A 13224-nucleotide genomic window follows, 5' to 3' on the forward strand; every position below is an offset into this window, starting at 1 on the left:
CGCTCACGAGGGCACCTCCGCTTCCCGCGTGTTCTCCGGGTCCAGCTCCTCGCGGATCAGCCGCAGTTCCTCGGCGGTCGGTTTCCGGGTGGGCGGTACGTCGTCGTGCCCCGGCTCCAGCGCGAAGCCCGTGCGCTCCCGTACCTCCTCGGCCGTCACCCCCGGATGCACGCTGACCAGCCGCATCCGGTGGTCGGGCGTGCCGAAGTCGAGCACCGCCAGGTCGGTCACCACCCGGCGCAGCCCGTGGAAGCGGGTCGCCGAGGGGCCAGCCTGCGCCGCGCGGTCGTAGCCCACGCCGCTCACCACGTCGGCCTTCGCCACGAAGACGCGCGCGGAATGGCGCGGGACCCAGTACGACACCGGGTTGTTGAGCGTGTTCGCCGGCGCCCCGCGCGAACCGAGGAGCTGCCTGTCGGGGCGCTGCCAGTCGCCGATGCAGGAGATGTTCTGGTTGCCGTAGCGGTCGAGCTGGCTCGCGCCCATCATCACGTGCCGCTTGCCGTTCGCGGTCAGCTCCAGGTGCTTCCCGTACGGCAGCCAGCCCTCGGTCCTGCCGTCCGCGTCGACCAGCGCCGCCTCGCCGTCGGTGAGCAGCAGGTCGGGGGAGAAGGTGCGGCGCGCGAGCAGCGCGCCGACCCGGGGCACCGCGCCCATCGGTGCCGCCAGGATCTCGCCGTCGCCGCGCCACGCCTCGGCGCACGCGACGACGCAGACCTCGGCGCGGGTCGCCTCTGCCTGATGTCGTCCGCTCATGATGCGGCCACCTCCTCTGCGTTCTCCTCCAGCAGCGCGCGCTCGAACTCCCGCCACGCTTCTGGATCCTTGGCGGCGCGTACGTACGCGCGCTGCGCCTCCTCGTCGCGCCCGTAGTCCGGCGCGCAGCTCGTGAAGAGCGCGCCGCGCGGCGCCTCGACCACGCCCGCGACGTGCTGCCGCTGGACCAGCAGGCTCTGCGGCGGGCCCTCGAAGCGGTCCACCAGCCGCTCGCAGGAGAGGTACGTGGTGGCGGCCGCCTGCGGGAACAGCTCGTCGAAGTACGGGTCGGGGCCCAGGCACTGGCCGTTGCCCCGGCGGTCGGCGCGGTTCATGTGGACCAGCGCGACGTCGAGCGTGAGGGCGGGGGCCGCGAGCAGCTCCTCGTACTGTCCGTTCCCGTCTCCGTACGGGGAAGTGACCGTACGCAGGCGGGGGTTGGTGTGCATGAGGTCGGAGCCCGGGCCCGCGCGCACCGGCAGGAACGGCAGCCGCTGGGCCGCCGCGGTGAGCCCGGAGCGGAACATCGCCTCGTCCCACTCCTCGAAGGCGAGCGTGCCGTTCTCCCTGGCGGCGCGGAAGTGCGGCTCCAGCGGTATGGAATCGAGGGTCACGAAGGGCGCCACCAGCGTGCGGATGCGGCCCGCCGCGGCGAGCAGCCCCACATCGGGGCCTCCGCAGCTCACGACCGTCAGATCGGTGGCTCCCGGATGCCGCAGCAGCGCGCGGACCAGGGCCATCGGCTTGCGCCGCGAGCCCCAGCCGCCGATGCCGAGGGTCATGCCGGGCTCGATGCGGGCCGCCACTTGGGCGGGGGTGAGGGTCTTGTCGGTCATCGCTCCTCCTGGGCGACCTGGGCGACCTGGGCGTCCTCGGTGGCCTCGGCGCTGGAGCCGTTGCCGGACACGAACGCGTCGCGGTGCTCGTCGGCGATCCCCGCGAGGTTGGCCTCGAAGGTGAAGCCCTGCTCGTAGCGGTAGCTGCGGCGCACGTCCACGGGGTCGATGCCGTTCAGCGCCTCCTTGGCGAGGCGCAGCAGCCGCCCGTCCTTCGCGGCGATCTCACGCGCCAAGTCCAGGGCGGCGTCCATCAGTTGCTCGCGGTCGGGCGCGAGAGCCCACACCGAACCGTGCCGGTGCAGCTCGGCCGCGCTCACGGACCGCCCCGTGAAGTAGAGCGTCCGCATCAGGTGCTGGGGCACCAGGCGCGCGAGGTGGGTGGCGGCGCCGAGCGCGCCGCGGTCCAGCTCGGGCAGCCCGAACGTGGCGTCCTCCGTCGCGAGCACCGCGTCCGCGTTGCCGACCAGCCCGATGCCGCCGCCGAGGCAGTGCCCGTGCACCGCGGCGATCACCGGCACCTCGCACTCGTACACCGCCGCGAACGCCGCGAAGCAGCCGCGGTTGGCGCCGATCAGCGCGGTGTGCCCCGGGGTGCGCTGCATCTCCTTGATGTCGACGCCCGCGTTGAAGCCGCGCCCCGCCGCGGTGAGGACGACGGCGCGTACGCCCTGGTCACGGCCCGCGTCCCGTACGGCGTCCGCCAGGTCGTGCCAGCCGCGCACCGGGAGGGCGTTGACGGGAGGGAAGTCGGCCGTGACGACGGCGATGCCGTCGGCGGGCCGTTCGGTGGAGACAGTCATGACCGGATTCCTTCCGTGCCTATCCGTTTCCGCAGCCGCTTTCTGCTTCCGGTGTGCGCCGACACCTTTCCACCTAACGTTTGTTTGGTGGACGATAGCAGCGGCCAACCGGCCGGGGAACAGCGCGAGTTGATCCACAGGCGAGCGGAAGCACGGGCGGGAGTGGTGCGGCGATGGCGGTCGTGATGGTGACCGGCGGAACGCGGGGCGTCGGCGCGGGCATCGCGCGGGCCTTCCTGGCGGAGGGCGCCGAGGTGGTGGTGTGCGCGCGCAGCGCACCGGAGGAGCCGGTGTCGCAGGGCGGCCGCGCCGCGCGGTTCCTGCCGCTGGACGTGCGGGACGCGGACGCGGCGGGCGACCTGTGCGCGCAGGTCGCGCGCGAGCACGGCAGCCTCGACGTGCTGGTCAACAACGCGGGCGGCAGTCCGTACCGGCCGGCGGCCGAGGGCGAGGCGCGGCGGCACGCGCGGGTGCTCGAACTGAACCTGACCGCCCCGCTGTTCGTCTCGCGCGCCGCGCACGCCGTGATGCGCGGGCAGCCGGGCGGCGGCGCGATCGTGATGATCGGCAGCGTGAGCGGCGACCGGCCCTCGCCGGGCACGGCCGCGTACGGCGCGGCCAAGGCGGGCCTCGCCTCGCTCGCGGGCTCGCTCGCCGTGGAGTGGGCCGAGGACGGGGTGCGGGTGAACACGGTGGTCGCCGGGATGGTCCGTACGGAGCTGACGGAGCTGCACTACGGGGACGCCGAGGGGGTCGCGGCGGTGGGCCGCACCGTGCCGCTCGGGCGTCTTGCGGAGCCGCGCGAGGTGGGGGAGGCGTGCGTGTTCCTCGCCTCGCCGGAGCGCGCGGGTTACATCACGGGCGCGGAGCTGGCCGTGCACGGGGGAGGGGAGCGGCCCGCTTTCCTGGCGGCGGCGAACGTGAACGGGCAGGCCGGAAAGCCGAGTTGAGGAGGATCACCATGCAGGCGGGACAGGAACAGCTCATTGCTGACGGACGGGTCGTGATCGTCACCGGTGCGGGGCGCGGGCTCGGGCGCGCGCACGCGCTGGCGTTCGCGCGGGCCGGGGCGCGGGTCGTGGTCAACGACCTGGGCGTCGGGCTCGACGGGGGCGCGGGCGGCCCCTCGCCGGCCGAGGAGGTGGTGGCGGAGATCCGTGCCGGGGGCGGCGAGGCGGTGGCGTCCGCCGACGACGTGGCGTCCTCCGCGGGAGCTGCGGGCCTGATCCGTACGGCCCTCGACCACTTCGGCGCGCTGCACACGCTGGTCAACAACGCGGGCTTCCTGCGCGACCGCATGCTGATCAACCTCGCCGAGGAGGACTGGGACGCGGTCGTGCGCGTCCACCTCAAGGGCCACTTCCTGCCGATGCAGCAGGCGGCGCAGCACTGGCGCGCCGAGTCCAAGGCGGGCCGGACCCCCGACGCCCGGATCGTCAACACGAGCTCCGGCGCGGGCCTGTTGGGCGCCGTCGGCCAGGGCAACTACTCAGCGGCCAAGGCGGGCATCGCCACGCTCACCCTGGTCGCCGCGGCGGAGTTCGCCCGCTACGGAGTCCAGGTCAACGCGATCGCCCCGGCGGCCCGCACCCGCATGACGGAGAAGGCCTTCGCCGAGGACATGGCGGCCCCCGAAGACCCCACGGCATTCGACCCGATGGCCCCGGAAAACGTCTCCCCCCTGGTCGTCTACCTGGGCTCCTCCGCTTCCCACGGCGTGACGGGCCGGGTCTTCGAGGCGGAGGCGGGCCGCGTCACCCTGATGGACGGCTGGCGCCGCGCGGAGTCGGTGGACGGGGGTGCCCGCTGGTCCCCGGCTGACTTGGACGGCCCCGTACGCGACCTGCTGGCCAAGTCGCCGGAGGCGGAGGGGGTGTATGGGGCGGAGTGAGCGGTCGCTAGCACGTTCGTGGTGTCGGTGAGCTGCAAAAACGTTACTTGTCGCACGGCTGTGTGAGTCGCTGCCGGATGCCCTCCTGGGCGACCTCGTATTCTGGAAGTGTCGCTCCGTAACGAAGGAGGTCCACCGTGGCACTGACAGCCCCAGAGCGTGAGTCCGGTATGGCCGACAAGGCGATGTCGGTCGAGGACGCCTTCGAAGCGTTCGACGCGGCGGCCCCGGTGGGGTGGCGCGTGGAGTTGATCGAAGGGGAGATCCACGTGGTACCACCGGCTTTCGGCGAGCACGAGGAAATCGTGGCCGAGCTCTCCACCCAGACCGCGGAGCGGCGGAAGAGGAGCGAGCTTCGTACCTACACGGGCGTCGGGCTCGATGTTCCGGGGTCACCGACCGGCAAGGTCGTGCCCGACGTGATCATTGCTCCCAAGGGAAGCTACGTAGACCGCGAGCAGTATCACGACCCGTCCGCGGCGCTCCTCGTCGGCGAGGTGACCTCCGAGTCCACCGCTGATGCAGACCGCGGCGCCAAGCTGCGCGGCTACGCCCTTGCCGGTATCCCCGTCTACCTCCTGCTCGACCGCCTGCGCGACGAGGTGATCGTCTACAGCGAGCCCGAGGGGGAGAAGTACGGCAGGCAGGAATCCGCCAAGTTCTCCAAGGTGATCGCCCTGCCCGAGCCCCTCGGGTTCGATCTCGACACCAGCGAGTTCTGAGCCCCGCAGGGCCCCTCACATCCGCTCCACGATCGTCACGTTCGCCTGACCCCCGCCCTCGCACATGGTCTGGAGCCCGAAGCGGCCCCCCGTGCGCTCCAGCTCGTGGAGGAGGGTTGTCAGCAGGCGGGTGCCGGTGGCGCCCAAGGGGTGGCCCAGGGCTATGGCGCCGCCGTTCACGTTGACCTTTTCGGCGGGGTAGCCGGTCTCGCGTAGCCAGGCCAGGACCACCGGGGCGAAGGCCTCGTTGATCTCGACCAGGTCGATGTCGTCCATCGACATGCCGGCCCTCTTCAAGGCGTGGCGGGTGGCCGGGATCGGGGCCGAGAGCATGCGGATCGGGTCCTCGGCGCGGGCCGAGACGTGGTGGACGCGGGCCCGCGGGGTCAGGCCGTGTTCGCGTACCGCCGCCGGGGAGGCGACCAGGACCGCGGAGGCCGCGTCGGAGATCTGCGAGGACACGGCGGCGGTGAGCCTCCCGCCCTCGACCAGGGGGTCCAGGGCGGCCATCTTCTCCGCGGTGGTCCCCCGCCGCGGCCCCTCGTCGGCCGCGAAGTCCCCGTACGGCACGATCTCCCGCGCGAAGCGGCCCTCGTCGCCCGCGCGCACGGCCCGCTGGTGCGAGCGCAGCGCGAACTCCTCCATCTCGGCCCGGGTGATCCCCCACTGCTCGGCGATCATCTCCGCGCCGTGGAATTGGTCGACCGGCGCGTCCCCGTACCGCGCGCGCCAGCCGAGCGAACCCGCGTACGGGCCCTCCGTCAGGCCCAGCGGCTCGGCTGCGCCGCGGGTCGCGTACGCGATGGGGATCTGCGACATGTTCTGCACGCCGCCCGCGACCACCAGGTCACAGGTGCCCGACAGCACCGCCTGCGCCGCGAAGTGCACCGCCTGCTGCGAGGAGCCGCACTGCCGGTCCACCGTCACGCCCGGTACCGACTCGGGCAGCCCGGCCGCCAGCCAGCAGGTGCGCGCGATGTCCCCGGCCTGCGGGCCCACCGTGTCCAGGCAGCCGAACACCACGTCGTCCACCGCCTCGGGGTCGGCGCCCGAGCGCTCCATGAGCGCGCGCAGCACGTGCGCGCCCAGGTCGGCCGGGTGCACGCCGGACAGCGCGCCGCCGCGCTTGCCGACCGGGGTGCGGACCGCCTCCACGAGATACGCCTCGCGCGCTGCCACCTCATGCGTGCCGTTCGCCATGTAAGTGCACCTCCGGGTCCGTTCCCGACTGAGTTTCCCGACTGGGTTTCCCGACTGAGCTTCCCGACTACGGTCCCGCGATTCCGTCGAGGACCATCGCGCTGTACCGCTCCGCCATCTGCTCCGCGCTCAGCCGCCCGCCCGGCCGGTACCAGACGGCGGCGACCCACACCGTGTCGCGCACGAAGCGGTACGCGACCGGCACGTCCAGGCCCGCGCGGAAGCTGCCGTCCGCGACGCCGCGCTCCAGCGTCTGTGTCCACAGCTCCTGGAACCGCCGCTGGGACTCGGTGAGATAGCCGAAGCGGGGCAGCTCGGCGAGCCGCCGCGCCTCCCGCTGGTAGAGCGCGACCGCGGGCCTGTGCCTGTCCATCTGCGTGAAGGAGACCGCGACGAGCCCCTCGAAGGTGGCGCGCGGCGAGAGGTCCGCTTCCCGCACCCGCTCGTAGCCGGCCCACAGTTCGTCCAGGAAGGCGGAGAGGATCTCGTCCGCCATCGACTCCTTGGAGTCGAAGTGGTAGTAGAGGCTGCCCGCGAGCATCCCCGCGCGGTCCGCGATGGTGCGTACGGTCGTCGCGTTGTAGCCCTGCTCGGCGAAGACCTCGGCCGCCGTGGCCAGCAGCTCGCCGCGCCGCGCCGCCGGGGGCTTCCGCGCAGCCGTCTGCCCTGCAGTCGTGCGTCCTGTCATGCGTCCATTGTCGGCCGCGCCCGGGCGGCCGGATGCGGGCACCGCGTTCACGCCCGCTGGCTGCTGACCGGGACCGTCTCGCCGGTCATGTACGAGGAGTAGCCGCAGGCGAGGAAGACGATCACGTTGGCCACCTCCCACGGCTCCGCGTACCGCCCGAAGGCCTCGCGCGAGGTGAGCTCGTCGAGGAGCTCGGGGGTGGTGACCTTCACCAGATTCGGGTGCATGGCCAGGCTCGGCGCCACCGCGTTGACCCGTACGCCGAAGTCCGCCGCCTCCACGGCCGCGCAGCGGGTCAGCGCCATCACGCCCGCCTTCGCCGCCGCGTAGTGCGCCTGCCCGCGCTGGGCGCGCCAGCCCACAACCGAGGCGTTGTTGACGATCACGCCGCGGGCCGGTCCCTCCTGCTCGCGCATGGTCCGCAGCCCCGCGCGGGTGCACCGGAACGTGCCGTTCAGCGTCACGTCCAGCACCCGCGACCACTGCTCGTCGGTCATCTCGGTGAGCTCCGACGTGCCGCCCAGGCCCGCGTTGTTGACCAGCACGTCGAGCCGCCCGTACCGCTCGGTGCACAGCGCCAGCAGCGCCCGTACCTCCTCCTCCGCGGTCACGTCGCAGCGCAGCGAGGCCACGCGCTCCTCGCCGAACTCGCCGGCCAGCTCCTTGTGCGTCTCCGCGAGGCGCCGCTCGTGGGTGTCGCCGAGCACGCATCCGGCCGCGCCCTCCGCCAGGACGCGCCGCGCGGTCGCGCCGCCGATCCCGCTGCCCGCGGCGGCGGTGACGACGACCGCACGGCCGGCGAGCAGGCCGTGCGGCGGTACGGGGTCGGGGGCCTGGAACACCACGGGAGCCTCCTCGTGTGCGCGGCGGGCGCCTTGCGCCCAGCGTGCGCCGTGTACGCCTGCGGCCCGCGCCGCGTTCCGAGCGGGCCGGCCGACTCCCCGCTCTCGACGGGAAGTTGAGAGCCACGGTAATCTACCAAACACTTGTTAGGGAACCGGTCGGTCGTGCGGAGCGTTGGGCGGGTGCCGTGCCATGGAGTTGACCTTCAGCGAGAGCGAGCAGGCGTTCAGGGAGGAGGCCCGCGCCTGGCTGGCCTCCCATGTGCCGCGCGAGCCGCTGCCGTCCCTGGAGACGGCCGAGGGCTTCGCCGCGCACCGCGAGTGGGAGGCCGAACTGCACGCCGGCGGCTGGTCGGTGGTCTCCTGGCCGCAGGAGTACGGGGGCCGGGGCGCGAGCCTCACCGAGTGGCTGCTCTTCGAGGAGGAGTACTACGCGGCGGGCGCGCCGGGCCGGGTGAGCCAGAACGGCATCAGCCTGCTCGCCCCCACCCTCTTCGCGCACGGCACACAGGAGCAGCTCGGCCGCGTACTCCCGCCGATGGCGCGCGGCGAGGTCGTCTGGGCGCAGGCGTGGTCCGAGCCGGAGGCGGGCTCCGACCTGGCCGCGCTGCGCTCGCGGGCCGAACGCGCGGACGGCGGCTGGCTGTTGAGCGGCCAGAAGACCTGGTCCTCGCGGGCCGCGTTCGCCGACCGCGCCTTCGGCCTCTTCCGCTCGGACCCGGAGGCGGGGCGGCACCGGGGCCTCACGTACGCGATGTTCCCGCTGTCCGCGCCCGGCGTGACGGTCCGCCCCATCGGCCGCCTCGACGGGAAGCCGGCCTTCGCCGAGATCTTCCTCGACCGGGTCTTCGTGCCGGACGAGGACGTGGTCGGGCAGCCCGGCGAGGGCTGGCGCGCGGCGATGTCGACGGCGGGCAACGAGCGGGGGCTGACGCTGCGTTCGCCGGGCCGCTTCATGGCGTCGGCGTCGCGGCTGCGGGCGTTGTACGAGGAGGCCGGCGCGGGTGACACGGCGCTGGGGGAGCGGGTCGCTGACGCGTGGATCAGGGCGCGCGCGTACCAGCTCGCGGGGTATGCGGCGGTCTCCGAGCCGGAGGGCGCGGCCGTCTCCGAAGCCGCGCGGCGCGCGGCCGGCGCCAAGTCCTCCATGAACAAGGTCTTCTGGTCGCGGCTCGACATCGCCCTGCACGAGACGGCCCTCGACCTGCTCGGCCCGCTGGGCGAACTCGCCGACGGCGAACCGCCGCTGGACGGCTGGCTCGACGGCTGGGTCTTCGCCCTCGCGGGCCCGGTGTACGCGGGCACCAACGAGATCCAGCGCGACATCATCGCCGAGCGGCTGCTCGGCCTGCCGAAGGGGCGGTGAACGCCATGCACTTCCACCCCGATGAGGAGCACGCGGCCTATGCGGACACGCTGCGGCGGCTGCTGGAGGACGCCGCACCCCTGAAGGCGGCGCGCGCCTGGGCGGCGGGCGACCGCGGGCCCGGCGGCGAACTGTGGCGCGCCCTCGCCGGCACGGGGCTGGTGGCGCTCGCCGTGCCCGAGGAGAGGGAGGGCGGGCTCGGCTTCCGTACGCCCGAACTGGCCTCGGCGTTCGTTGAGTTGGGCCGGGCCGGCGTGCCCGGCCCGGCCGTCGAGACGGTCGCGCTGGCGGCGGGCTTGGGGGCAGGCCCTGCGACGGGCAGGGATGCGGCGCCGGACGGCAGGCCGCCCTCGGCCTCTTCCTCCTCCTGGCTGGTCCCGGCCCTGGAGGGGGACGCGCTGCTGACGGTCGCCGACCCGGCGGCGGAGGGGCACGCGCTGGACGCGCACGTGGCGGACGCGGCGTTCGTGCTGGAGGGCGGCGTGCTGCGGGGGGCGGTCGCGGAGGGCTCGCCGCGCCCCTCCATCGACCCCGTACGCCATCTCGTGCGCTGCGTCCCCGACGGCGCGCCCCTTCCCGCCGATACGGAGCGGCTGTACGCGGTCGCGGTGCTGCTCACCGCGGCGCAGGCACTCGGCGCCGGGCAGGCGCTGCTGGAGGGCGGCACGCGGCACGCGGCGCAGCGGGTGCAGTTCGGGAGGCCGATCGGGTCGTTCCAGGCGGTGAAGCACCAGCTCGCGGACGTGGCGGTGGAACTGGAATTCGCGCGGCCGCTGCTGTACGGCGCCGCGGTCGCCGTGGGCGGGGGCGACTTCGCATCCCGCGACCTGTACGCGGCAAAGGCCGCCTGCGGCGAGGCGTCGTACGCGGCGGCCCGCACGGCCCTCCAGGTGCATGGCGCGCTGGGCTACACCGACGAGTACGACCTGACGCTGCTGCTGAGGAAGGCGCGGGCGCTGCGGGGGGTTTGGGGTGCGCCGGGGGCTTGCCGCGCGGCGGTGCTGCGCTAGCGCTCCGGTGCGTCCGCGCGGGCTGCGCTTCCACCGCCGGCCACGTCTGCTGTCGTCGATTGCCGCTGCGGCGGAGAGGGTTTCTCGGTGCCGGGCACGCCAAGGTCCCCCTCCGCCGCAGCGGCGCTTGGCCACTGCGGAAGTGCCTGCGGAAGTGGTCGGCGGTCTCAGAGTGGGGCGACCACACCGCGGAGCTCGCTAACGCGCCGTCGTGCCGCCGTCCACCGCGAACTCTGCTCCTGTCACGTACGCCGACGCGTCGGACGCCAAGTACAGGACCAGGTGGGCGACGTCCTCCGGGGTGCCTATGCGGCGCAGCGGGATGTTCGGGTAGTCGCGGGTCCGTACGTCCTCGCCGCCGCCCGTGACGCGTGCGATCGCGGGAGTGTCGATCATGCCGGGGTGTACGGAGTTGACGCGGATGCCCTCCGCCGCCACGTCCAGCGCCGCCGAGCGGGTCAGCCCGCGCAGTCCGAACTTCGTCGCCCCGTACGCGCTGTGCCCCGGAATCCCCGTGAGTCCCGCCTTCGAGGAGATGTTGACGATCGAGCCGCCGCCGGCCGCGCGCATCGCGGGCAGCACGGCCCGGATGCCCAGGAAGGGGCCGATCAGGTTGATGTCGAGCAGCTCCCTGAAGCCCTCCTCGGACTGTTCGCCGACCGGCGCCGTGCGCCACACGCCGACGTTGTTGACCAGCACGTCGAGCCTCCCGTACCGGCTCGTCGCCGTGTCCACCACCCGGTCCCAGTCCGCCGCCGACCTCACGTCGTGCGGCGCGAACTCGGCCGCCTCGTCGCCGATTTCGCCGCGCAGATCCTCGGCGAGCCGCGCGCCCGCCTCCTCCGCGACATCCGTGAGCAGGACGCGCGCCCCGGCACCGGCCAGCGCCCGCGCGTGCGCCGCACCCTGCCCCTGCGCGGCCCCCGTCACGAGCGCCACGCGCCCGCACAGCGAAAAGGGATTTCCCGAGTCCTCGGCCATGAGCGGCAGGACTACGCCGTACGCCCGGAGAAGGGAAGCCATGCAGCGACCCCGATTCCGGCCGGGGCTGCTTCACGACCCCTGTTCGCTCACTCGCTCCGCAGCAGCGCCGCGATGTGCGCTGACGCCGTCGACAAGTGTCGCCGCGCCTCGCGCAGTTGGGCGTCCGTCACCCCGTTGTCGCGGGCGGTGTCGCGGATCTCGTCGCGGAAGGTGTCCAGGAGCCGTTCCAGGTCGCGGACCGGGTCCTCACTGGGCGGGGTGTCGTCGGGCTCGGTGTCGGTCTCCGCACCGGCCGCGCCTGCCGGGTCCGGCTGGACATGCGGGGGCCAGGGCGTCGTGTAGCCGGTGATGCGGCCGAGCTGGCCCATTCCGCGGGCGAGTTCGGACATGCCGTCGCGGACCGCGCCCGGCCAGTCGCCGCTCTTGGCGCGGGTCTGCACCTGGTCCTGCACCTGCCGGGCGATGCGCCGCACCTCCTCGGCCGCCTCGGCGCGCGACTCCGCCTCCTTGGCCTGCCGCTTGGCCTGCTGCGCCTCCTTCTTGGCGCGCTTGGCCTGCTCCTTCCACCCCTCGCCCGCGCGGCGCACGTCCTCCTTGGCCTGCCGCCAGGAGTCCCAGTCGCCGTACTTGGCGGCGCCCGCAGCGCCCCGCGCGTCGGCCCGGGTGCGCTCGGCCTGCTCGCGCACCTCGCGGCGCAGATCCTGCGCCGAACCGCTGACGTCCTCCCTGATGCCCTCGGCGAGCGCCGCCAGGGACTCGCGGATCTCCACCTCCAGCTCGGCCAGCTCGCCCTGCCGGTCGGCGACTTCGGCGCGGCCCGCGTCGGTGAGCGCATACACCTTGCGGCCGCGCTCGGTGGTGTGCCGCACCAGGCCCTCGGCCTCCAGCTTGGCCAGCCGCGGGTACACGGTGCCGGCCGAGGGGGCGTACAGGCCCTGGAAGCGCTCCTCCAACAGGCGGATCACCTCGTACCCGTGGCGCGGTGCCTCGTCCAGCAGCTTGAGCAGGTAGAGCCGGAGGCGTCCGTGTGCGAAGACCGGGGGCATGTCACACATCCTTGCTGAACGAGGGGGCGTCTTCGGGAACATCGTCCGGGACGCCGCCGCGTGCTCCGTCCGCGGGCTCGCCCGTGGACCCGTCCATGGCGTCCCCGGTCTCGTCCGGGTCCGGCGGCCTGCGCAGCAGCGCGACCGAACCGGAGACGGTGTCCGCCTTCACCCTGCCGCGGCCCGTGCCCAGCTTCCCCGAGAGTCGCCACGCGCCCCACTGGCCCGCGCTGCCCAGCCCGTCGAAGGCCGTGGAGACGGCGCCGCTCGCGGTGTTGACCTGCACCCGGGCGTCCGTCGGCTCCGGCAGCCGCACCGCTATCTCCCCCGAGACCGTGGACAGCACCACATCGGGGCCGCCCCCCGGAGCGAGGTCGAGCACCATCGAGCCGCTGACCGAGTCGGCCCGCACCTGGGAGCCCACCGTGTCGATCATCGTGAGCCCGCCGGACACGGAGTTGAACCGCATTCCGCCCGCGAGCCCCTGGGTCTCCACGTCCCCCGAAACGGTGTCGGCCCGCACCGCGCCGGTGAGCCCGACCAGGGTGGTGCCGCCCCAGACCCCGCGCACCTCGGTGCGGCCCGCTATCCCGGAGACCACCGCGTCGGCGCCGACCACGCCGACGGTCAGCCGCACCCCGGCGGGGACCGAGACCGACACCACCGCCCTGCGCTGCCAGCCCTTGCGGTCCAGCCACTTGAGAAAGCCCTTCCAGGGCACGTCCTCGTAATCGATCTCCAGAACGCCGCCGGTGCGGCGCACCCGCAGCGGCGGGCCGCTCACCTCCGCTATCTCGACGCGGGCACCGGGGTCTTCGGTGCCGACGACGTTCACCGCGCCGTTGACGATGCGTACGTGCAGCTCGGCGAAGGGGCCCTCGAAGTCGAGGGTGCGTGGCTCGGTGATCTCCCACGAGGAGTCGGCGGAATCGGCGGGCACGGCGGCCTCCCCAGGACGGGCCGCCCCGCGCGTGCACGGCCGTGACCGGGCACCCGGAGGGGCGACATATCGCGTCTGTCTCCAAACACGATATGTCGCGTGCGGCGACGCGGCAAGGCCCAATTCGCGAGCCGCCCGCG

The 13224-nt window shown here is 73.7% G+C and carries 14 protein-coding genes; 5 read left to right on the plus strand and 9 right to left on the minus strand.

The features are described from left to right. Nucleotides 1–3 precede the first annotated feature (3 nt). From ABEE00_RS30550 to ABEE00_RS30560, 3 genes are read right to left on the minus strand one after another with little or no spacing between them, the layout of a single operon-like run. A complete protein-coding gene (locus ABEE00_RS30550) occupies nucleotides 4–756 on the minus strand; it encodes a CoA-transferase subunit beta (protein WP_345748982.1) in 753 nt (250 codons plus the stop codon). Then, complete coding sequence (locus ABEE00_RS30555) at nucleotides 753–1592, minus strand: CoA transferase subunit A (RefSeq protein WP_345748983.1); 840 nt, start codon at nucleotides 1590–1592, stop codon at nucleotides 753–755. The genes ABEE00_RS30550 and ABEE00_RS30555 overlap by 4 nt, the downstream gene beginning before the upstream one ends. Next, nucleotides 1589–2395, minus strand: a complete 807-nt coding sequence (locus ABEE00_RS30560) for an enoyl-CoA hydratase family protein (RefSeq protein WP_345748984.1) — start codon at nucleotides 2393–2395, stop codon at nucleotides 1589–1591. The genes ABEE00_RS30555 and ABEE00_RS30560 overlap by 4 nt, the downstream gene beginning before the upstream one ends. Nucleotides 2396–2568: 173 nt before the next feature. On the opposite strand from ABEE00_RS30560, the gene ABEE00_RS30565 reads away from it, so the two are divergent. From ABEE00_RS30565 to ABEE00_RS30575, 3 genes are all read left to right on the plus strand, one after another. Next, nucleotides 2569–3345: an SDR family oxidoreductase gene (locus tag ABEE00_RS30565; RefSeq protein ID WP_345748985.1), complete on the plus strand. Its 777-nt coding sequence runs from the start codon at nucleotides 2569–2571 to the stop codon at nucleotides 3343–3345. An 11-nt stretch (nucleotides 3346–3356) separates the two neighbouring features. Beyond that, a complete protein-coding gene (locus ABEE00_RS30570; RefSeq protein WP_345748986.1) occupies nucleotides 3357–4286 on the plus strand; it encodes an SDR family oxidoreductase in 930 nt (309 codons plus the stop codon). 137 nt (nucleotides 4287–4423) lie between these two features. Next, the gene (locus ABEE00_RS30575) at nucleotides 4424–5008 is read left to right on the plus strand and encodes a Uma2 family endonuclease (RefSeq protein WP_345748987.1); all 585 of its coding nucleotides are present in this window, start codon (nucleotides 4424–4426) and stop codon (nucleotides 5006–5008) included. 15 nt (nucleotides 5009–5023) lie between these two features. Here ABEE00_RS30575 and ABEE00_RS30580 read toward each other — a convergent pair whose 3' ends face one another. From ABEE00_RS30580 to ABEE00_RS30590, 3 genes are all read right to left on the minus strand, one after another. Continuing rightward, nucleotides 5024–6208, minus strand: a complete 1185-nt coding sequence (locus ABEE00_RS30580; protein WP_345748988.1) for an acetyl-CoA C-acetyltransferase — start codon at nucleotides 6206–6208, stop codon at nucleotides 5024–5026. 67 nt (nucleotides 6209–6275) lie between these two features. Further along, the gene (locus ABEE00_RS30585) at nucleotides 6276–6896 is read right to left on the minus strand and encodes a TetR/AcrR family transcriptional regulator (protein ID WP_345748989.1); all 621 of its coding nucleotides are present in this window, start codon (nucleotides 6894–6896) and stop codon (nucleotides 6276–6278) included. A 47-nt stretch (nucleotides 6897–6943) separates the two neighbouring features. Beyond that, a complete protein-coding gene (locus ABEE00_RS30590) occupies nucleotides 6944–7741 on the minus strand; it encodes an SDR family oxidoreductase (protein ID WP_345748990.1) in 798 nt (265 codons plus the stop codon). A gap of 190 nt (nucleotides 7742–7931) precedes the next feature. Between ABEE00_RS30590 and ABEE00_RS30595 the strand changes: the two genes are divergently transcribed. Together ABEE00_RS30595 and ABEE00_RS30600 are read left to right on the plus strand one after the other, a co-directional pair. Then, the gene (locus tag ABEE00_RS30595; RefSeq protein ID WP_345748991.1) at nucleotides 7932–9104 is read left to right on the plus strand and encodes an acyl-CoA dehydrogenase family protein; all 1173 of its coding nucleotides are present in this window, start codon (nucleotides 7932–7934) and stop codon (nucleotides 9102–9104) included. Between the two features lie 5 nt (nucleotides 9105–9109). Further along, nucleotides 9110–10114, plus strand: coding sequence for an acyl-CoA dehydrogenase family protein (locus ABEE00_RS30600; RefSeq protein WP_345749062.1), 1005 nt, complete (start codon nucleotides 9110–9112; stop codon nucleotides 10112–10114). 198 nt (nucleotides 10115–10312) lie between these two features. Here the strand turns inward: ABEE00_RS30600 and ABEE00_RS30605 are convergent, their stop codons facing one another. The 3 genes from ABEE00_RS30605 to ABEE00_RS30615 form a co-directional block, all read right to left on the minus strand. Then, nucleotides 10313–11095 (minus strand): SDR family NAD(P)-dependent oxidoreductase, encoded by a 783-nt coding sequence (locus ABEE00_RS30605; RefSeq protein ID WP_345749063.1) that lies wholly within the window; start codon nucleotides 11093–11095, stop codon nucleotides 10313–10315. 89 nt (nucleotides 11096–11184) lie between these two features. Continuing rightward, nucleotides 11185–12144, minus strand: coding sequence for a PadR family transcriptional regulator (locus ABEE00_RS30610; protein ID WP_345748992.1), 960 nt, complete (start codon nucleotides 12142–12144; stop codon nucleotides 11185–11187). A 1-nt stretch (nucleotide 12145) separates the two neighbouring features. Beyond that, a complete protein-coding gene (locus tag ABEE00_RS30615; protein ID WP_345748993.1) occupies nucleotides 12146–13084 on the minus strand; it encodes a DUF4097 family beta strand repeat-containing protein in 939 nt (312 codons plus the stop codon). Between the last annotated feature and the right edge of the window lie 140 nt (nucleotides 13085–13224).

The organism is Streptomyces odontomachicola (assembly GCF_039605595.1).
Lineage (GTDB): Bacteria > Actinomycetota > Actinomycetes > Streptomycetales > Streptomycetaceae > Streptomyces.